The following is a 17751-nucleotide window of genomic DNA, read 5'->3' as shown; positions in this document are numbered from 1 at the left end:
TGCAGCGGGTCTGATCTCCTACTCGCGCGCCGCAGAATCGGTGCGCTGTTGCCGACGCTCGACTCGGCGTCGGTCGGCCTGGTGTGCGTCGCGCAGGACCACCAACGCGCGGCTGAGGGTCGCGGGCCCGGGGTTCACGATGCACACCCATCCGAAGGCACCGTACAGCGGATGTGGGAGGAACGCGTCGGCGACCGCGTAGTCCACACCCGATCTCTCGATCTGCTCGGGCGGATAGCCGAGCAGATCGGTGAAGAGAGCCGAGCCGATGTGGATGTTGAGTCGCCAGCGGTCATCAGCCTCGAGGCGCGACGCGGTGTCATCGGGGTAGTTCTTCGTCACGATCGTCGCGTAGGGCTGTCGGTTGCGGGGAACCTGCCCATCGGGGGCGTAATAGAAGTAGTGATCGCCCCACGAGATCGCGGGATGTCCGCTTCCCGGCAGCGGAGCGAGTTCGAGCAATCCGTCGTACGTTCGAACCTCTGTCAGGATCTGTTCCATCGTCATGCTTCAAGTGTGAAATTGAAGTGCGTATGGAGGGTTGCGTGCGATACACGACACAGCGTCTCGCTGCCGTCGCGGGTTACTCGGTGCAGCAGGTTCGCGATCTTGAGCGCATCGGCGTGATACCGCCCGCCCGACGCCAGCCCAACGGCTACCGGGAGTTCGCCGACATCCATGTGATCGCGCTGCGGGCGTATCGCCAGCTGGCGATCGCCGTGGGGCCCGTGCTCGCTCGCGCCACAATGCGCGGGCTGCGCAGTGCCGAACACGGCGAGGCGATGGCCCGAATCATCGCGCTGCATGTCGAACTCGCGCGCGACCACGACAACACGACGGCGGCGCTCCACGCGCTCGATGGCATCCTGACGGAAAGCGCCCACGAGGCCGCGCCCGTGAGCGGCGACGTGATGAGCATCGGCGAGCTCTCGGACGCGCTGGGTGTGCACTCCTCGACGCTGCGGTTCTGGGAACATGAGGGGTTGATCGCCCCGCTCCGAGACGCGCCCCGCGCTGCACGCCGCTACCCGCCCGATGCCGTCCGAGACGTCCGCATCGTCGCCGCTCTCCGCGCCGGCGGCTATCGAATCCCCGACGTCCGTCGCGTGATGACGTCTCTCCGCCTGCTCGGCGACCCGGCCGATGCGCGCGTCGCCCTCCGGGGCCGGTTGCAGAGCATCGCCGCTCGCTCGGCCGCGCTCCTTCGCGCGGGCACCGACCTCGTCGACATGGTGGACTCCGGAGCGCGAGCCACGGAATGAAACGCGGAACGGCCGCGGACACCCCCCAGGGGTCCGCGGCCGTTCTCCTCTCAGCGGGAGCTCTCGGGCTGGCTCAGCTCGCCGGAGGCATGAGGACCGTGTCGATGAGGTACACGGTCGCGTTGGCGGTGTGGACGCCACCGCAGATCACCTTCGCGTCGCCAACCATGAGGTTGTCGCCGCTTCCGGTGACCGTGAGGTCAGCGCCCTGCACGGTCTTGTGGGTGCCGACGATCATCGAGGGGTCGATCTGACCGGGCACCACGTGGTAGGTGAGGATCGACGACAGTGTCGCCGAGTCAGTCTTCAGGCCCTCAATCGTCTCTGCCGGGATCTTGGCGAAGGCGTCATCGACCGGCGCGAACACGGTGAACTCGCTGCCGTTGAGCGTGTCGACCAGGTTCACGTCCGGGTTGAGCTGGCCGCTGACCGCCGCCACGAGCGTCTTCAGCAGCGGGTTGTTGGATGCGGCCACCGCGACCGGATCCTGCGACATGCCCTGGATCGATCCCGCGCCGTCCGGAACCGCGCTGGCGTAGTCGGCGCATCCGGGGCCGACCAGGTCGGCTGCGGGATCCATCGTCATCGCGGGAGCGCTCGTCTCCGCCTTCGTGGGCATCGACGATGCCGCCGGCGTGCTCGCTTCCGGTGCGCTCGACGATCCTGCGGAGCTCGATCCCGTCGTGCAGCCGGACAGGACGAGCACCGCAGCGAAACCAAGCGATGCGGCTGCGGCGAACTTCTTCTTGGTGCTGAACATCATCAACCTCCGTGTGTTTCGTCGCGGCATTCCCGCGGCGTCGAGGGTTCTTCGGAGTGCCTCGCGGATCGGATGGGAAGAATCTCAAATTTCTTTCGACCAATCCGAATCACCCCCGCATCCGAACTACTCGAGACGAAAGGCGTAGCCATGGATCTGGTCATCATCGGTGTGCTGGGCGGTCTCATCACGGGGATCTCCCCGTGCATCCTCCCCGTGCTTCCGGTCATCTTCTTGACGGGCGGTGCACAGTCCGCGGGTTTCGAGACGGACGGCGGGGTGATTCCCGCGCGCCGGTCGCGGCCGTACCTGGTGATCGCCGGGCTCGTGCTCAGCTTCAGCCTGGTGACCCTGCTCGGATCCCTTGTGCTGGGGCTGCTGAATCTGCCGCAGGACGTGATCCGCTGGGCGGGAATCGCCGTGCTGCTGATCCTGGGGATCGGGCTCATCGTGCCGCGCTTCGAGCAGCTCATCGAGAAGCCGTTCCAGTGGGTGCCGCGTCGGAACGTGGAGAATCGCGGGAGCGGATTCGGCGTCGGTCTCGCGCTCGGGGCGGTGTTCGTTCCGTGCGCCGGACCTGTGCTCGCGGCGATCATCGTGGCGGGGGCCACCGGTCGGATCGGCGTGGACACCGTGGTGCTTACCGTGTCGTTCGCGGTCGGGGTGGCGGTGCCGCTGCTGGTTTTCGCGCTCGCGGGTCGTGGTGTGGTGCAGCGCATCCGCGCCTTCCGCACCCGGGAGCGCGGGCTGCGCATCACCGCCGGCATCGCGATGATCGCGCTCGCGGTCGGCCTCGTCTTCAACCTGCCGCAGTACCTCCAGCAGTTGCTTCCCGACTACACCGCCGGCGTTCAGCAGGACCTTCTGGACTCGCCGCAGGGGGAGTCGCTGGGGCTGGGCGGACTCGTCACCGATGAGAACCGCGACCTCGACAAGTGCGCGAACGACGCGACCGAATTGCAGAGCTGCGGCACCGCTCCGCAGATCCGCGGGATCGAGGAATGGCTGAACACGCCGGATGGCGCTGCGATCGATCTGAAGAGCCTGCGCGGCGAGGTGGTGCTGATCGACTTCTGGGCCTACTCCTGCATCAACTGCCAGCGCTCGATTCCGCACGTGGTGGCGTGGGACAAGACCTATTCCGATGCAGGACTGCGGGTGATCGGCGTCCACTCTCCCGAGTACGCGTTCGAGAAGAGTCCTGCGAACGTGGCCGCCGGCGCGCGCTCGTTCGGCATCGACTACCCGGTGGCGCTGGACAACTCGCTGTCGACCTGGACCGCCTATCGCAACCGCTATTGGCCGGCCCACTACCTGATCGATGCAGAGGGCGTCGTCCGACACATCTCCTTCGGGGAGGGGAACTACGCGACCACGGAGAAGCTGATCCGCGAACTGCTGCAGGAGGCGAATCCCGGGGAGCGACTGCCCGCAGCGACGGACGTGGCCGACGTCACGCCGGAACTCGGATCCACCACGCGGGAGACATTCCTGGGCTCGACGAAGGCCGTCAACTTCGGTGGTGGCGCGACGTATCGCGCCGGGGTCGCGTCGTTCTCGTTCCCCGCGGATCAGGCGGCGGACACGTTCGCGCTCGCCGGCGACTGGGACGTGCAGACGCAATACGCGACGCCTGCCGCGGGTGAGGCGGACGTGCGGCTGCGCTACCACGCCCGCGAAGTGCGGGTGGTGCTGGCAGGGTCCGGCGACATCACCGTGACGGACCAGTCCGGCGCCTCCCAGACGGTCAGCGTGAGCGGCACACCGCGATCGTATGAACTGCTCTCCGGTGGCTCGGGCGATGCCGGGGAGTTCACTCTGACGGTGCCTTCTGGCGTACAGGTCTACTCCTTCACCTTCGGGTGATCGGGCGTTGGGTCATCGGAAATGACGTGGATTGTGCATGAAGGCGAGGAGGTGGGGCATGCTGGAGATGATGGTGATCGACGACGTAGAGCATGCCGAGCAGGACGGCGGCGACGATCCGTCGACCGCGCTGCTCGTACGCATCGCCGCGGGCGACCAGCCCGCGTTCGCCCAGCTGTACGACATGCTGTCGGCCCGAGTGTTCGGCCTCATCCTGCGGGTGCTGGTGAATCGCTCGCAGAGCGAGGAAGTGCTGCAGGAGGTGTTCCTGGAGGTCTGGCAGAGCGCTGCGCGTTTCTCGCCCGACCGGGGCCGGGGCCGCACCTGGGTGCTGACCATTGCGCATCGCCGCGCGGTGGATCGGGTCCGGACATCGCAGGCCAGCGAGGATCGAGACACCCGCGTCGGATTCCGCGACCTGGATGTCGCACACGACAGCGTGGCCGAGCAGGCCGAAATGTCGATCATCGGGGAGCGGGTCGTCGAGACGCTCGCGGCCCTTCCCGAAGCGCAGCGTGAGACCCTCGTGCTGGCGTACTACGGCGGCTACTCGCAGAGTGAGATCGCCACAATCACCGGAACACCGTTGGGGACGGTGAAGACCCGGATGAGAGATGGACTCACGCGCCTCCGGGCGCACTGGGGGGTGAACGCATGAACGAGTCGGAGTTCGCAGAACTGTCCGCTGGGCACAGCCTCGGCTCGCTGAGCGACGCCGACGAGCGCCGTTACCGCAAGGCGCTGGCGGAGAATCCGCAGTGGCGATTCGTGGCCGATGCGGATGCCGAGACGGCGGCGTTGCTTGCCGACGGTGTGGTGGAGGTGGCTCCCCCGGCGGGCGCGCGGGATGCGCTCCTGGCGCTGATCTCGGGGACGCCGCAGGACGGCCGGCAGCAGGGGCACGATGATGTGTCCGAAGAGATTCCTGAGTCTTCGGTGCCGTCCGCCGTGGCCGCACAGCCCACCGAGGGGCCGGTGCCGTCGGCCGACCTCTCAGCCGCAGAGTCTCCGACCCTGCCGTCAGCTGACGCTGCGCGACCGAAGCCGCGTCGCCGTCGCGCGTTCTTCGCGCTCGCGGCCTGCCTCGCGATCCTCGTGGGCCTGGGGGTGAGTGCCTCGATGATCGTGCCGCAGCTGCTGCGTCCGGCCGCGGTGGTCGCCCTCGATCGCATCGAGAGCGCCCCGGACGCTGAGGAGCGGACCGTCTCGCTTGAGTCGGGTGGTACGGCGACCGCGCACTGGTCGGCGTCGATCGGCGAGGCCGTGCTGGTGACGGACGGACTCGACCGGCTGGACTCGGACCAGGCGTACGAGCTGTGGTTCGTCCGTGGCGACGGAGCAGTGTCCGCGGGTGTCTTCGACGCGGCCGACGGGTCGACCACGGCTCAGCTGCAGGGAGCGATGAAGCCCGGCGATGCGATTGCGGTGACGGTCGAGCAGGCGGGCGGATCGCCCACCGGTGTGCCCACGAGCGACCCGATCATCGTGATCCCCACGGCCTGATGCCTCGCGATGTCCCTCCGTGCGTGATTGCATGGAGGGATGAGACAGCCCGTTCCCGTCGACCTCGCCACGTGGCCGCGCCGCGAGCACTTCGAGCACTACTGGCGGATGTCGCCGTGCAGCTATGCGATGACGGTGGAGCTGGATGTCACCGCGTTCGTGGAGGCGCTCGGTCGCTCAGAGCGGAAGACGTACCTTGCTCAGATCTGGGCCATCGCGAACGTCGTGAACCGGCACGACGAGTTCCGCATGACCATCACCGACGACGGATCGCCGGCGATCTGGCCGGTCTCAGATCCTGCGTTCACGGTCTTCAATGCCGCGCGGGAGACGTTCGCGTGCGTTCCGGTGGCGTACGACGCCGACTTCGGCGCATTCCACGATGCCGCGGCGCCGCTCCTGCAGGCCGCGGCGAGCGCGGAGACGTTCTTCCCGCTGGGCGCTCCGTCGCCGAACTCGTTCGACGTATCGAGCCTGCCGTGGACGTCCTTCACGGGCTTCACGCTGCAGATCGAGGGCGGGCTTCGTCACCTGGCGCCGATCTTCACCCTCGGGCGATACGTAGAGCGTGAGGGTCGGACGCTGCTGCCGCTGGCGATCCAGATCCACCATGCGGCGGCGGATGGCTTCCACACCTCGCGCCTCGTGAACGAGCTGCAGGAGCTCCTGTCGGATCCCGCCTGGGTCACCGCCTGACGCCGTCCCGGTTCGCGCTAGAAGACAACCGCGAGAATTCCGTCTGTGGGTGACAATCAGCGCAACTAGCGTGACCCGCGTTTCGTGGAGTTGGTGTCTCGTTTCCTTTCTGCCGGTTACGCGGCGATGAGTTCTGTCAGCTTTTCGGCTGGGGTGGCGTAGTCCAGGCTCTGGTGTCGTCGCGCGGTGTTGAAGTACTGGATGTAGTCCGCGACGGCGTTCGTGGCCTGCGCCCGGGTGGTGAAGCGCTGCCAGCGGAGTCGTTCCTGCTTCAGCTTGGAGAAGAACGACTCGGCGACAGCGTTATCCCAGCACTGGAAGTTCTTGCCCATCGACCTTCGGATGCTGTGCTTGCGGCAGAACCCTGCGAATCGCTTCGACCGGTATTGGGTGCCGTGATCGGAGTGGAAGATCGCGTTCTCCTTGACGTGCCCGCTGCGCAACGCTCGTCGCAACGCTGTCACGACCAGCTCCGCGGTCTGTCTGGCACCCGATGCCCACCCGATCACCGAACGTGAGGCCAGATCGATGACAGTGGCGACATAGAGCCATCCTTCATCGGTACGGACGTAGGTGATGTCGCCGACGAGCACCATTCCCGGCTCCAGCACGTCGGAGAAGTGACGGTCGACGAGGTCCTCCGGGTCGGCGCTCGCCCGGGCCCGGGCCGCGGCCCGCTCGAACGCCGCCTCGGTGGCTCGGGGCATCAGCTTCATCGCCTTCATCGCCTTCAGGACGCTCTTCGGGTTCACGGGCAAGCCGTGATCTATCCTCAGGTCAGCGGCGATCTTGCGGTGCCCAACGGTATACAAGGACCGCACGAACAGGCCGAGCACTTTCGCGTGCAACACCGCCCGCCACTGCGCTGTCGCCGACAGCGGTCGCGTCTTCCAGGCGTGGTACCCCGACTCGGAGACACCGAACTTGCGGCACAGGTACTGGATGGAGAAATCAGCCTTCATTCGATCGATCACCGCGAACCATTCCGCCGGCGAGAGATCTCCTGAACGAAGGCGCGCGCTTTTTTCTCGAAGTCGAGTTCCTTGCGCAGTCGAGCGTTCTCCTCCTCCAACTTCCGCACACGCTTGCGCGCAGCATCCGTCAACGTCCCCGACGGATCCAGCTCGATATCACGAGCCGTCCGCACCCACCGATACAGCGTCTGAAACGGAACCCCGAGATCATCCGCGACCGCACGAATCGTGCGCCCCCTCGACTCCCGATAGATCCGCACCGCCTCCGCACGCTGATCCGGATGCCACTGCTGACCCTTGCGCCGCTCAGGACGCTTCCCCTGCTCTTCCATAAATCACCTGAGACACAGCCTCCACCATCCGCGGGTCACCGCAGTTGCGGTGATTCTCGCCCACAGACGGAAGTCTCGCGGGATCTGTGAACCGAGCCTCCGGCGCGCGATTCGCTCGCTCGGATCCCGCGAGATCTGTGTCCGCACCTTCGCGGCAGGGACTGTGCCGGTGCGTGCGTGTCAGTGAGCGAACGCGGCCGCGACAGCGGGGTTCGTGATCGCACCAGCGTGCGTGTTCAGACCCGCAGCGAGCGCGGCATCCGTGGCGAACGCCTGCTCCCAGCCCTTGTCGGCCAGCGCCACGAGGTACGGCAGGGTGGCGTTCGTGAGCGCGCGGGTCGAGGTCTCCGGCACGGCACCCGGCATGTTCGCGACGCAGTAGTACACGGTGTCGTGCACGGCGAACGTCGGGTCGTCGTGGGTGGTCGGGTGCGAGCCCTCGAAGCACCCGCCCTGATCGATCGCGATGTCCACGAGCACCGCGCCCTTCTTCATCGTGCTGACCATCTCGTCGGTCACGAGCTTGGGGGCCGAGGCGCCGGGGATCAGGACGGAGCCGATGACGAGATCGGCGCGGCTCACCTGATCGGCGATCTCCCAGCGGTTGGACACGCGAGTCTCGATTCGACCGTCGAAACGACGCTCCAGGTCGCGCAAGCGGGGGAGGGAGATGTCGATCACCGTGACGTCGGCGCCCATGCCGAGCGCGGTGGCCGCGGCGTGTTCACCGGCGACGCCACCGCCGATCACGACGACCTTCGCGTTGGGCGTTCCCGCGATGCCACCCATCAGGGCTCCGCGTCCGCCCGACGCGCGCATGAGGGTGTGAGAGCCGACCACGATCGACAGGCGACCGGCGACCTCGCTCATCGGCGAGAGGAGCGGGAGGGTGCGATCGGGAAGCTGCACGGTCTCGTACGCGATCGCGGTGGTGCCGGCGGCGAGAAGCGCCTCGGTCAGTGGCCGGTCGGCGGCGAGGTGGAGGTACGTGAAGAGGACCTGGTCGCGGAGGAAGCCGTACTCGGACGCGATCGGCTCCTTCACCTTGACGACGAGGTCGGCGCCCCACGCATCGCCCGCGGTGGGGACGATGGTTGCGCCAGCGGCGACGTACATGTCATCGGTGATGCTGGAGCCGACACCGGCGCCGCTCTGCACCAGCACCTCGTGTCCGCGGTGGACCAGAGCGTCAACGCCGGCCGGGGTGATGGCGACGCGATTCTCGTTGTTCTTGACCTCGGCGGGGATCCCCACGCGCATGATGGCCTCCATTGGCTGACGTGATCGCGCTGTTTGCGCGTGCTTCGAGGATCGCAGAACATTCGTCTCGACGGGAGATCCCTTGAAGGATCGTCGGAAGAGATTCGGTCAGAGGCTGTAGGATTCGGAAAATGGCACCGTCTGCGAGTTCCGAGCCGAATCCTGTTCGACCCACTGATGTTCGTACCGTCGAACTGGACGACACGGACCGGCGTATCGTCCAGCTGCTCTCCCGCGACGGTCGCATGACGAATGCTGAGCTGGCCGGCGCGCTCGGCGTCGCCGCGTCGACGGCTCACGCTCGAACTCGCTCTCTGACCGAGCGCGGTGTGATCACCGGGTTCCATGCCGGCGTGGACCAGGCCGTGCTGGGGCGGGGACTCCAGGCGATCATCGGTGTGACGCTCCGTGGCGGCTCGCGACAGGAGTCGATCGAGGCGTTTGCCGATGCGATCCGGGGACTGCCTCAGGTGATCCAGCTCTTCTTCCTCGGCGGCGCGGACGACTTCCTCATCCACATCGCCGTGCCGGACTCCTCCGCGGTACGGGCCTTTGTGGTGGAGCACCTGTCAGCGCAGCCGAGCGTGGCGTCCACCCGCACGAGTCTGATCTTCGACTATCACCGCAACGCCGTGGCCGCACCGTTCCGCTGAGCCGCGCGTGACCTTGTCGAGGGACTGACCGGATCTTCGCCTACGGTCGCCCGGCGACGGCCGGCTCGTCTGCGGGCCAGTCGCGCCGCCACTCGGTGACCTGGCCGCGTGTGCGTGGGGTGAAGCCGGCGGCATCGAGGTACCGCCGCGCGCGGGCCGACAGCGGGCGCATGTCGTCGCGTGCGTCGTCCAGCACGGACGCCGACGTCCGCAGTCCCCAGGCCCCTGCTGCGGTCTCGACGTCGATCCCCGGGATGAATCGTCGTCGCACCGTGATGCCGCGCACGTGTGCGAGCGGGACGAGGATCTCTCCGCGCGAGTCTGTCCAGCGGATCGATCCGGCGCTGATCGAGAGCATGCCCGGACGTCGGAAGGGGCGGGTGAACACGATCACCAGACCCGCGATCGCTAGGAAGACCGAGCCGCCGAGCAGGAGGAGCGGTTGCGGGCCGATGACTCCGCCGCGGGCGTCCACGATGACGAAGACCAGGGCCGATGCGGTGAACGCGAGGCCGAGCGTGATGCCGAGGATCGTCTGCATCGCGAACGCCCGGGCGCGCAATGCCGTCATCGCGAGTTCGGCGCGTGCATCCCGCACCGTCCACTCGCTCGTCGCCATGGCACGAGTCTGTCACGGGAGGCTTGCATGTCCGGCGATGCGGCAACCGTCGAGGCCGTCGTCGGACCACGATGGAGTAATGGCACAGATGCGCGACGTGACCGCGAAGCTCCCTGGAATGCTGCTGGCCGCAGGCATCGCGGCCGTTGCGACGGTGATCGGCGTCTTCGTCCCGCTCGTGGGATCCGCTCTGCCAGCGATCGTGATCGGCGTCGTGATCGCGCTGATCCGCAGGCCCGGCGGTCCCTTCGCCGCGGGCCTGAAGTTCTCGAGCAAGATGGTGCTGCAGATCGCCGTGGTGCTGCTCGGTAGTCAGCTCTCGCTGGCACAGGTGGCGAAGGTGGGCGTCGAATCGTTCCCGGTGATGATCTCCACGCTCATCGTGTGTCTGCTCGCCGCGTGGATCCTCAGCCGCCTGCTGCGCGTCGAATCGGATCTCGCGGTGCTCATCGGCGTCGGCACCGCCATCTGCGGAGCGTCTGCGATCGCGGCGGTGTCGCCCGTGATCAAGGCGCGGAACGCATCGATCGCCTACGCCGTCTCGACGATCTTCCTCTTCAACGTGCTCGCCGTCCTGATCTTCCCGCCGCTCGGTCGCCTCCTCGGCTTCACGCAGCACGAGTTCGGTCTGTTCGCGGGTACCGCGGTCAACGACACGTCGTCGGTCGTCGCGACGGCGGGAATCTACGGCGCCGCGGCGCTCGGGTTCGCGGTGGTGGTGAAGCTGGTGCGGACGCTGATGATCATCCCGATCAGCGTGGGCCTCGCGATCCACACCGCGCGTCGTGAAGGGACGCGCGTGCGGTTCACGCCGCGCGGCATCCTCGCGCTGGTGCCGTGGTTCCTGATCGGGTTCCTCGTCGCCTCGCTGGTGCGCTCGGTCGGCGTGATTCCCGATGTTGCTCTGGCGCCGATCAGTGCGGTGGCGATGTTCCTCATCGCGATGGCGATGGCGGCGATCGGCCTGTCGACGGACATCGCCGGTTTCCGCAGCGCGGGTCTGCGGCCCCTGGTGCTGGGCGGGCTCCTGTGGATCGTGGTCACCGCGACGGCGGTGGTCGCGATCCTGGTGATGCGCTAACCGGGAAAAGATCGAGGCCGGCTCGCGTGGTTTCCCACGCGGCCGGCCGTTCTCGCACCCCCCCCTGAACGCCACCGACCCTCGAAGCCCCCTGCATTCGATTCGCGGTGTTGCTCAGTGCGATGACTCAACGCTAACAAGCGCGCCGGACCCGCGACAGCCAGATCGTGTCGGATCTTTGGGGGACAAAACGTCCCCCACGAGATGGGACGATGGAGGCATGAAGCTTCTCCTCGCTGCCCTGGATGTCGAACTCGTCGCGTTCCCGGAGCGCATCGACGGATTCGAACGCGTCGTGACCGGGGCCGGCAAACTCAAGGCCGCCCACGGGCTCACGCGGGCGCTCGAGCGCGGTGAATACGAGGAGATCCTGGTCCTCGGCACGGCGGGCGCTGTCGTGCCGGAGCTGCAGGGCGGTGTTCACGAGATTGCGGCTGCGGTGCAGCACGACGTGTGGGACGGCGACCATGTGGTCGGTCAGCATGTCACGCTGCCGCCACGCGTGGAGACGGGCCGACCGGGGGAGGTCATCGCGACCGGTGATCATTTCGTCGACACCGCCGCGGGTCAGGCAACGGTGCTGGCGCTGGGTGCCTCGCTGATCGACATGGAGACGTATGTCTACATCTGGGTCGCGCAGCAGTACGGCGTGCCGATCCGGGTCATCCGTTCCGTGTCGGATGCAGCGGATGAAGGCGCGTTCCTGGAGTGGGACGTGGTCGTGGCGGCATGCTCAGCGCAGCTGTGGGAGTGGTTCCAGCGCGAATACGGTGTTTGACAGTTTGCACTCTGATCACCGCGCGGCCTGAGCGCTCTGCTCATGCTTCAGAATGGAAGCATGACAGAAAGCGCGCTTGAGCCCATCACTGTGGCGATCGAGCGCCGGATCGATCCCGAGCGCGCGATCGAAGCGACCAGCTGGATGCAAGCAGGCACCGATCTCGCCGCCACCTTCCCGGGCTTCCTCGGATCGGGGTGGGTGCGCGCCGGCGAGAGCAGCGAGCTCTGGTACATGCTGTACCGCTTCCGCGACATCGCAACCCTCGAGAAATGGGAGACATCGCCGCAGCGCACGTGGTGGCTGGATTCCGGCAACGCCTTCGCACGCGAGGTTCGCGTGGAGCGACGCACAGGGATCGAGGGCTGGTTCGACGCGGCCCAGGCCACGGGGATCGAGACCCGCGTGACGCACTCGCTCGCGACCGGATCTGTGGCTGTTCAGCCGGTCGTCCCACCGCGCTGGAAGCAGGCGACGACCATCTGGCTCGGCTTCTTCCCGATGAATCTGCTCGCGACGTTCCTGCTGGGGTTCATCCCGGGATTCACGGAGCTACCGCTCGTGTTGCGAGTCCTGATCACCACACTGATGCTCACGCCGATCATGGCGTACTGGGTGCTGCCCGCCGTCACGCGCCTCCTGCGCCGCTGGCTCCAGCGCTGAAACCCCCGTCGCGCGACCTCCTCGCGCGACCTCCTCGCGCGACCTCCTCGCGCGTCGGCTGGGGTGCGGTGAGGCCCGTGAGACTTGCGTCTGTGGGTCACAATCGCCGCGTTGCGCGGTGTGCTGTCTCAGGACATAGTGGACGATCCTGTCTCAGGACATTGTGGACATGCTGGTGTCTCAGGACTTAGTGGACGATCTGCTGGGTGAGTCGTATCCCTGATCGTGTTCGTCAGCTTGTTGTGGAGTGGCCCGAGGATGCTGGGCGGGGCGCGATTGATGCGTTCTGTCGGCGGCACGGGGTCTCCCGGTCCTGGTTCCATGCGGTGCGTAAGCGGGCCTCGGCCGAGGGTGAGGCGGCATTGTTCAAGGGCAGCACGCGTCCCCGTTCGAGTCCGACCGCGGTGTCGGACGCGGTGATCGCAGCGGTGATCGTGAAGCGTCGAGAGCTGAAGGAGCAGGGAAAAGATCACGGGCCGTTGTCGATCCGGGACGTGCTGGATCGGGCAGGGTTCGCCCCGGTGCCCTCACGGTCGACGATCGCGCGGATCCTGGATCGTGAGCACCTGGTGGAGCGGAACAAGAGGAAGCGTCCAAAAGGATCACACCAGCGGATCCGATCGGAGTTCCCGAATCAGCGGTGGCAGTCCGACGGGCTGGAGGTGACGCTGTCCACGGGTGACGTCGTTGTGGTGATCGAGATCATCGACGACTGCACCCGGATGAACATCGCTCTGCACCCCGGGCCGGCGGAAACAGCGGCTGTCGTGGTCGACGCATTTCGGTGGGCGATCGCCCGGTACGGGCGGCCGGTGCTGGTACACACGGACAACGGGACGGCATTCAACATGTCACGCTCGGGCAAGGTCACGTCGTTGCAGATATTCCTCGGTGATCTGGGCGTGAAGATGATCACCGGCAAGCCCTCGCACCCGAAGTCGCAGGGCAAGGTCGAGCGAGCGCATCAGACGCTGCTGAACTTCATCGCCGCCCGCAATCCGGCGACGATCGATGAGCTCCAGCGGGCGCTCGACGAGTATCGGGACTGGTACAACCATCACCGCTCGCATCAGGCACTCCCGCCACGCACCGCGCCTGCGGAACTCTACGATGCATTGCCAAAGATCGCGCCGCCCGGCGACCCGATCGTCACGCAGCGCCCCACGCCCGCAGCCCGAACAGCGGACGCGCCCTCAGAAAGCGTCCAACATCGTGTTGCGCGTCGCGGGGGTCAGATCAGCTACCTCGGCCGCGAGTTCCTTCTGGGCAAAGCATGGAGAGGTCAACGGGTCACGCTGATCCACACCACCGACGAGGTCGCCGTCTTCGATTCCCGAGGCACTCAAATCGTCACAATCACCTGGCCCACCACGAAACCAATGACCAGCCTCGCGCGCCAGATCGACACCCCACCGCCCCAATAACTGTGTCCACTATGTCCTGAGACTCAACGTCCACTATGTCCTGAGACTTCACACGCCGCGTTGCGCGGATTCTCGCCCACAGACGGAAGTCTCGCGGGATGAGGAACGCCGCGGAGACTCGACGGTGAGACGTGCCGAGCCCGGGGCGGGTGTCAGCGGGACATGAGTGTCGGGGATGCGATCCCGGGGATGGGGGCAGGGGAGTCGCGGGGCGTCAGCGGTGCATCGCCCGGGCGGGCGTCAGCGGGTGAGGTAGTCGGCGACGGTGCCTTCGCGGTCCCACGGCTTGCCGTCGGTGGCGAGGGTGGGGGTGAAGAACGCGGTGCGGCCCTGGATCGTGGTGCGCAGCGACTCGTCCTGCGCCACGCGGTTCGTCGTCGCCTCCACCCAGCCGCGGTAGGTGCCGTCGGTGATGCAGGTCGCGAGCTTCGGGTCCGTCACGCCGGCCTCGCCGATGATGCGGATCATGTCCTCATTGCTGAGGCCCGCGGTGCCCTCCGCGGGCTGAGCCGCGAACATACGCTCCTGCACGTCGAGGAACGAGTCCGGGGCGATGTCGGCCACGCAGGCGGCGGCATTCGCACCGCGGGTGGCGTAGTCGGTGCTGTAAGCCCGATCCACTACGGCCAACGGGAACAGCTCCAGCGTGATCTCACCCGAGGCGACGGCATCGGTCAGGAGCTCCGCGTTCCCTTCCTCGAACGCCTTGCACGCGGGGCAGGCCCAGTCGAGGTAGAGCTGCACGTGCTTCTTGTCGGCGTCGTCGCCGGTCCACACGGTGGCCGTCGGCGACGCGGTCGCGGCGGTCGCCTCAGTGCGCACGGCCGTGATGTTGCCGTCACTGCCCGTGAGCGCGATGCCCCACGACGCCATGTTGGCCGGGCCGGCATCGGTGGTGACGATGTCCTTCGGCTTGAGCGCGATCCCCAGCGCCACCCCGCCCAGGATCAGGACGATCGCCGCCGCGACGCTCGAGGAGATGATGATGCGCCGCCGGCGCATCCCCTTCGCCGCCAGCTCCTGCGTGCGCTTCGCCGCCTCGCGAGCCTCTGCCGCCATGCGGTTCTCCGTCTGAGCGCGGTTGGGGCGCTTGGCCATGGGGACCTCCTCCGTCGAGTCATTGAACCACGGCCCACCTGGCGGAAAACCGTGCGCGTGTCGGCGTCGGGCTGCCGCATCGTCCGCTTCACTGGTCGCATGGCCCGAACCCGTGCACGTGTCTCGAAGCGACAGCTCCGCCGCCAGCAGCGTGCCCCACGCCCGCCGCGGCGGATGCTCAAGACGATCCTGCACTGGGTGGTGCAATTGGGAATCGCCGCGGTCGGCGTATATGCCGTGTTGTGGGGCGGCGATGTGGTCACCCCACTCATGCTGTGGTGTTTCCTTGCCACCACGTACGCCCTCATCACGATGGTCGTGCTGGGGAGGATGGCACGACGCGGAGCCACGGCGGTGGGGGAGAGAGCCCCCATGCCCGAGGCATTCGTTCGGCTGCGCTCGATCCTCACGCTCGTCTTCACCGTTGTCCCCGTGACCATCGGCGTGAGCGCCGCGCTCACCGTCATCTTGTTCGGCAAGAAGACCTTCGTTACTGACGTCATCGGCGTCACCCCCGATGATCTCGGCGGCACGTTCCTCGTGAAGGTCGTGGGGGTCTGGGCGATGATCATCGCCTGGGGCATGCTGCACTGGGGCTTCGCGCAGATGTACGCGCATCGCTCGGAGGCGGTCTGGCCCGAACGTGTGCTGGACTTCCCCGATACCCCCGCACCGACTCTCGTAGACCACGTCTACTTCGCCTACACGCTCGGGATGACCTTCGCCGCCTCGGATGTCGACATCCTGAACACCCGCACGCGATGGACCGCGACGCTGCACTCGGTGCTGTCATTCCTGCTGAACGCGCTGATCATCGCGCTCTCGTTCAACACGATCATGTCGGCGGGATCGAGCTGACGCGCTCTTTCCGCGTCAGCGCACGGAGTCGACGACGGTTTTCCCTGCCGCGCTCACCACTCCCGTGTCAGCGCGGCCCGGAGCTGACGCGCGCAATGCTGCGGCGGAGGTGCTCGCGGCTACCCGCGATCGCCTGCTGCAGCACCTCGGTGAGCCCGGGGTACTCCGCGTGGCCGGCCGGAAGCACCACGAGCTCGCGATCCGCGAAGCCCGCGGCCACACCGAACTGACCCGGCGGCGGGACATGCGTGTCCCACAGCGCCGCCTCGACCCGCACCGGCACGCGGGCGAAGGCGGCCGCGGTGGACGCATCGAACAGTCGCAGCACCTCGCGTGCCTCGGGGTGTTCGCGAACGTACCGTCGCACCGCCTCCCCGCTCCCGTGGCAGGGTGCGGCGAGCCGCTCGTCATACTGTCCGAAACTCGGGACGACGAGCGTCGCACCGACAAACCGGTCATCCCACGGCAGCGCCAGCGCGCCGACACCGCCGCCGAAGCTCTCACCCACCAGATAGTGCGGCAGCTCGCCCCAGAGCTCGTCGGCGATGTTCTGCGTCATCCACAGATCCCGAACGCACGCCCCCAGCACGTAACGCTCGGGATCGTCGATGCCGAACAGCACGTGCACATCCCGCTCTGAGGGAGCGCCCACGCCGGCATTGAGAGCGCCGAGCCCGCGCGCGAGAGGGAACACCGCGGCGGCGTCGTCGGGAACGCGGTCGAACTCGGGTCGTTCCCGACCGCCGTAGCCGTGCGAGTGCACCACGACGACCCGTGGCGCGCGATCGCGCGGACGTGCGACCCAGCCGCCGAGCACGGTCCCGTCGACAGCGGTGTAGTGGATCTCCGCAGCCTCGTGGGCGCTGAACGGCGCGTACTCTCCGACCTCGAAACGGGGGAGGGTCGCGCGCACCCGAGCATTCCACCCCCGCCAAAGATCGGCGAACCCATCCGGCGCGGGAATCGGGGCCACGCGCCGCAGCGCCGCCTCATCGAAGCCGTACGTCCCGTCGATCTCCTCGTCGGGGAACCAAGTCGTGTAGTCGGGAGCGATCATCGACGTACCTCCGGGGTCGGTGAGCTCGGCTGCACGCGCATGGCAGACTGGCCGAGGCAGGTGGAAGAAGGAGTCCGAGTGCTCGTCGAGGAACGCAGGGCGCAGCTGATCGACGCGGTGCGCCGACGGGGCGCGGCCACCGTCGCTGAACTCATCGCGGAGCTCGACGTCAGCGCCATGACCGTGCGCCGCGACATCGACGCGCTCGCGGCCGAGGGACGCCTGCGCAAAGTTCGCGGCGGGGCGACCATCGAGCACGGTGCCGCAGCCAGCAGCACGATCGAAGCGCGACGCGCGCGGATGATCGATGAGAAGCGCGCCATCGCTCGCGAGGCCATGAAGCTCGTCGAACCGGGCATGGTGATCGGCCTGTCCGGAAGCACGACCACCTGGGTGCTCGCGCAGGAGCTCCGTGGGATCGCCGACCTCACCATCGTCACCAACTCACTTCCTGTCGCCGATCTCTTCGCGCGTCCGCAGCGTGCCGACGAACCGTACCTGCAGACCGTGGTGCTCACCGGCGGCGTGCGCACGCCGGCCGATTCGTTCGTGGGGCCGGTCGCCGTTCGCGCGCTGGAGCACCTGCACTGCGACATCGTGTTCCTCAGCGCCACCGGAGTCGACGCGCACGCCGGACTCACCACGGCGAATCTGCTCGAAGCCGAGACCGATCGCGCGCTCGCCGCGGCGGGTCGCGAAGCCGTGCTGCTGGCCGACCACGGCAAATGGGGCGTCGTGAGTCTCACCACGGTCATCGAGCTGGGCCAGGCCGATCGGATCATCACCGACTCCGGAATGCCCGAGGGCGGGCTGGACGTGCTGCGCGGGCTCATCGCCGACGTGCGCGTGGCCGACGTCTCCTGACGC

Annotated in this window: 20 protein-coding genes; 12 read left to right on the top strand and 8 right to left on the bottom strand. The window is 67.3% G+C overall.

Annotated features, from left to right (window positions below; translation table 11 throughout):
• Positions 1-18: 18 nt before the first annotated feature.
• Positions 19-507 carry a DUF6194 family protein gene (locus tag ABTV68_RS19815; protein ID WP_433675385.1) on the bottom strand — a complete coding sequence of 163 codons (489 nt, stop codon included), beginning with the start codon at positions 505-507 and terminating at the stop codon, positions 19-21.
• 38 nt (positions 508-545) lie between these two features.
• Between ABTV68_RS19815 and ABTV68_RS19810 the strand changes: the two genes are divergently transcribed.
• Complete coding sequence (locus ABTV68_RS19810) at positions 546-1262, top strand: MerR family transcriptional regulator (protein ID WP_433675384.1); 717 nt, start codon at positions 546-548, stop codon at positions 1260-1262.
• Positions 1263-1335: 73 nt separating this feature from the next.
• Here the strand turns inward: ABTV68_RS19810 and ABTV68_RS19805 are convergent, their stop codons facing one another.
• Complete coding sequence (locus tag ABTV68_RS19805; protein WP_433677652.1) at positions 1336-2022, bottom strand: fasciclin domain-containing protein; 687 nt, start codon at positions 2020-2022, stop codon at positions 1336-1338.
• Between the two features lie 150 nt (positions 2023-2172).
• Here ABTV68_RS19805 and ABTV68_RS19800 point away from each other — a divergent pair, with 150 nt between their 5' ends.
• The 4 genes from ABTV68_RS19800 to ABTV68_RS19785 are packed head-to-tail and all read left to right on the top strand — an operon-like array spanning position 2173 to position 6087.
• A complete protein-coding gene (locus ABTV68_RS19800) occupies positions 2173-3888 on the top strand; it encodes a cytochrome c biogenesis protein CcdA (RefSeq protein ID WP_433675383.1) in 1716 nt (571 codons plus the stop codon).
• Between the two features lie 58 nt (positions 3889-3946).
• Entirely contained in the window at positions 3947-4546 is a 600-nt protein-coding gene (sigK, locus tag ABTV68_RS19795) for an ECF RNA polymerase sigma factor SigK (protein ID WP_433677651.1), read from the top strand.
• On the top strand, positions 4543-5391 hold the full coding sequence (locus tag ABTV68_RS19790) for an anti-sigma factor (protein ID WP_433675382.1): 849 nt from the start codon (positions 4543-4545) through the stop codon (positions 5389-5391). Before sigK ends, ABTV68_RS19790 begins: the two co-directional genes overlap by 4 nt.
• 39 nt (positions 5392-5430) lie before the next feature.
• On the top strand, positions 5431-6087 hold the full coding sequence (locus tag ABTV68_RS19785) for a CatA-like O-acetyltransferase (protein WP_433675381.1): 657 nt from the start codon (positions 5431-5433) through the stop codon (positions 6085-6087).
• Positions 6088-6203: 116 nt separating this feature from the next.
• On the opposite strand, the gene ABTV68_RS19780 is transcribed toward ABTV68_RS19785, so the two are convergent.
• From ABTV68_RS19780 to ald, 3 genes are all read right to left on the bottom strand, one after another.
• Positions 6204-7049: an IS3 family transposase gene (locus ABTV68_RS19780; RefSeq protein ID WP_433674138.1), complete on the bottom strand. Its 846-nt coding sequence runs from the start codon at positions 7047-7049 to the stop codon at positions 6204-6206.
• A gap of 8 nt (positions 7050-7057) precedes the next feature.
• Positions 7058-7393 carry a transposase gene (locus tag ABTV68_RS19775; protein ID WP_433674139.1) on the bottom strand — a complete coding sequence of 112 codons (336 nt, stop codon included), beginning with the start codon at positions 7391-7393 and terminating at the stop codon, positions 7058-7060.
• Between the two features lie 180 nt (positions 7394-7573).
• A complete protein-coding gene (ald, locus tag ABTV68_RS19770; RefSeq protein ID WP_433675380.1) occupies positions 7574-8653 on the bottom strand; it encodes an alanine dehydrogenase in 1080 nt (359 codons plus the stop codon).
• Between the two features lie 131 nt (positions 8654-8784).
• Here ald and ABTV68_RS19765 point away from each other — a divergent pair, with 131 nt between their 5' ends.
• Complete coding sequence (locus ABTV68_RS19765) at positions 8785-9306, top strand: Lrp/AsnC family transcriptional regulator (RefSeq protein ID WP_433675379.1); 522 nt, start codon at positions 8785-8787, stop codon at positions 9304-9306.
• A 40-nt stretch (positions 9307-9346) separates the two neighbouring features.
• Here ABTV68_RS19765 and ABTV68_RS19760 read toward each other — a convergent pair whose 3' ends face one another.
• Positions 9347-9925, bottom strand: a complete 579-nt coding sequence (locus ABTV68_RS19760) for a hypothetical protein (protein WP_433675378.1) — start codon at positions 9923-9925, stop codon at positions 9347-9349.
• Between the two features lie 79 nt (positions 9926-10004).
• Here ABTV68_RS19760 and ABTV68_RS19755 point away from each other — a divergent pair, with 79 nt between their 5' ends.
• The 4 genes from ABTV68_RS19755 (at position 10005) to ABTV68_RS19740 (ending at position 13871) form a co-directional block, all read left to right on the top strand.
• Positions 10005-11006, top strand: a complete 1002-nt coding sequence (locus ABTV68_RS19755) for a YeiH family protein (RefSeq protein WP_433675377.1) — start codon at positions 10005-10007, stop codon at positions 11004-11006.
• 220 nt (positions 11007-11226) lie between these two features.
• On the top strand, positions 11227-11784 hold the full coding sequence (locus ABTV68_RS19750; protein WP_433675376.1) for a nucleoside phosphorylase: 558 nt from the start codon (positions 11227-11229) through the stop codon (positions 11782-11784).
• A 60-nt stretch (positions 11785-11844) separates the two neighbouring features.
• Positions 11845-12447: an antibiotic biosynthesis monooxygenase gene (locus ABTV68_RS19745; protein ID WP_433675375.1), complete on the top strand. Its 603-nt coding sequence runs from the start codon at positions 11845-11847 to the stop codon at positions 12445-12447.
• 206 nt (positions 12448-12653) lie between these two features.
• Positions 12654-13871, top strand: a complete 1218-nt coding sequence (locus ABTV68_RS19740; RefSeq protein WP_433675374.1) for a DDE-type integrase/transposase/recombinase — start codon at positions 12654-12656, stop codon at positions 13869-13871.
• 240 nt (positions 13872-14111) lie between these two features.
• Here the strand turns inward: ABTV68_RS19740 and ABTV68_RS19735 are convergent, their stop codons facing one another.
• On the bottom strand, positions 14112-14969 hold the full coding sequence (locus ABTV68_RS19735) for a DsbA family protein (protein WP_433675373.1): 858 nt from the start codon (positions 14967-14969) through the stop codon (positions 14112-14114).
• A 99-nt stretch (positions 14970-15068) separates the two neighbouring features.
• On the opposite strand from ABTV68_RS19735, the gene ABTV68_RS19730 reads away from it, so the two are divergent.
• Positions 15069-15827 (top strand): DUF1345 domain-containing protein, encoded by a 759-nt coding sequence (locus ABTV68_RS19730; RefSeq protein ID WP_433675372.1) that lies wholly within the window; start codon positions 15069-15071, stop codon positions 15825-15827.
• A gap of 67 nt (positions 15828-15894) precedes the next feature.
• On the opposite strand, the gene ABTV68_RS19725 is transcribed toward ABTV68_RS19730, so the two are convergent.
• Positions 15895-16884, bottom strand: coding sequence for an acetylxylan esterase (locus ABTV68_RS19725; RefSeq protein ID WP_433675371.1), 990 nt, complete (start codon positions 16882-16884; stop codon positions 15895-15897).
• Positions 16885-16962: 78 nt separating this feature from the next.
• Here ABTV68_RS19725 and ABTV68_RS19720 point away from each other — a divergent pair, with 78 nt between their 5' ends.
• Entirely contained in the window at positions 16963-17748 is a 786-nt protein-coding gene (locus ABTV68_RS19720; protein WP_433675370.1) for a DeoR/GlpR family DNA-binding transcription regulator, read from the top strand.
• Positions 17749-17751: the final 3 nt, after the last annotated feature.

It is taken from the genome of Microbacterium gorillae, from assembly GCF_050990725.1.
In the GTDB taxonomy this organism is placed as follows: domain Bacteria; phylum Actinomycetota; class Actinomycetes; order Actinomycetales; family Microbacteriaceae; genus Microbacterium; species Microbacterium gorillae_A.
This window is presented reverse-complemented; position numbering and strand designations above follow the sequence as displayed.

Excerpts from the sequence above, each read along its gene's own strand:
- ABTV68_RS19815 (WP_433675385.1), bottom strand. The coding sequence starts at position 507 with ATGACGATGGAACAGATCCTGACAGAGGTTCGAACGTACGACGGATTG.
- ABTV68_RS19805 (WP_433677652.1), bottom strand. The coding sequence starts at position 2,022 with ATGTTCAGCACCAAGAAGAAGTTCGCCGCAGCCGCATCGCTTGGTTTC.
- ABTV68_RS19800 (WP_433675383.1), top strand. The coding sequence starts at position 2,173 with ATGGATCTGGTCATCATCGGTGTGCTGGGCGGTCTCATCACGGGGATC.
- sigK (WP_433677651.1), top strand. The coding sequence starts at position 3,947 with ATGCTGGAGATGATGGTGATCGACGACGTAGAGCATGCCGAGCAGGAC.
- ABTV68_RS19790 (WP_433675382.1), top strand. The coding sequence starts at position 4,543 with ATGAACGAGTCGGAGTTCGCAGAACTGTCCGCTGGGCACAGCCTCGGC.
- ABTV68_RS19785 (WP_433675381.1), top strand. The coding sequence starts at position 5,431 with ATGAGACAGCCCGTTCCCGTCGACCTCGCCACGTGGCCGCGCCGCGAG.
- ABTV68_RS19780 (WP_433674138.1), bottom strand. The coding sequence starts at position 7,049 with ATGAAGGCTGATTTCTCCATCCAGTACCTGTGCCGCAAGTTCGGTGTC.
- ABTV68_RS19775 (WP_433674139.1), bottom strand. The coding sequence starts at position 7,393 with ATGGAAGAGCAGGGGAAGCGTCCTGAGCGGCGCAAGGGTCAGCAGTGG.
- ald (WP_433675380.1), bottom strand. The coding sequence starts at position 8,653 with ATGCGCGTGGGGATCCCCGCCGAGGTCAAGAACAACGAGAATCGCGTC.
- ABTV68_RS19765 (WP_433675379.1), top strand. The coding sequence starts at position 8,785 with ATGGCACCGTCTGCGAGTTCCGAGCCGAATCCTGTTCGACCCACTGAT.
- ABTV68_RS19760 (WP_433675378.1), bottom strand. The coding sequence starts at position 9,925 with ATGGCGACGAGCGAGTGGACGGTGCGGGATGCACGCGCCGAACTCGCG.
- ABTV68_RS19755 (WP_433675377.1), top strand. The coding sequence starts at position 10,005 with ATGGCACAGATGCGCGACGTGACCGCGAAGCTCCCTGGAATGCTGCTG.
- ABTV68_RS19750 (WP_433675376.1), top strand. The coding sequence starts at position 11,227 with ATGAAGCTTCTCCTCGCTGCCCTGGATGTCGAACTCGTCGCGTTCCCG.
- ABTV68_RS19745 (WP_433675375.1), top strand. The coding sequence starts at position 11,845 with ATGACAGAAAGCGCGCTTGAGCCCATCACTGTGGCGATCGAGCGCCGG.
- ABTV68_RS19735 (WP_433675373.1), bottom strand. The coding sequence starts at position 14,969 with ATGGCCAAGCGCCCCAACCGCGCTCAGACGGAGAACCGCATGGCGGCA.
- ABTV68_RS19730 (WP_433675372.1), top strand. The coding sequence starts at position 15,069 with ATGGCCCGAACCCGTGCACGTGTCTCGAAGCGACAGCTCCGCCGCCAG.
- ABTV68_RS19725 (WP_433675371.1), bottom strand. The coding sequence starts at position 16,884 with ATGATCGCTCCCGACTACACGACTTGGTTCCCCGACGAGGAGATCGAC.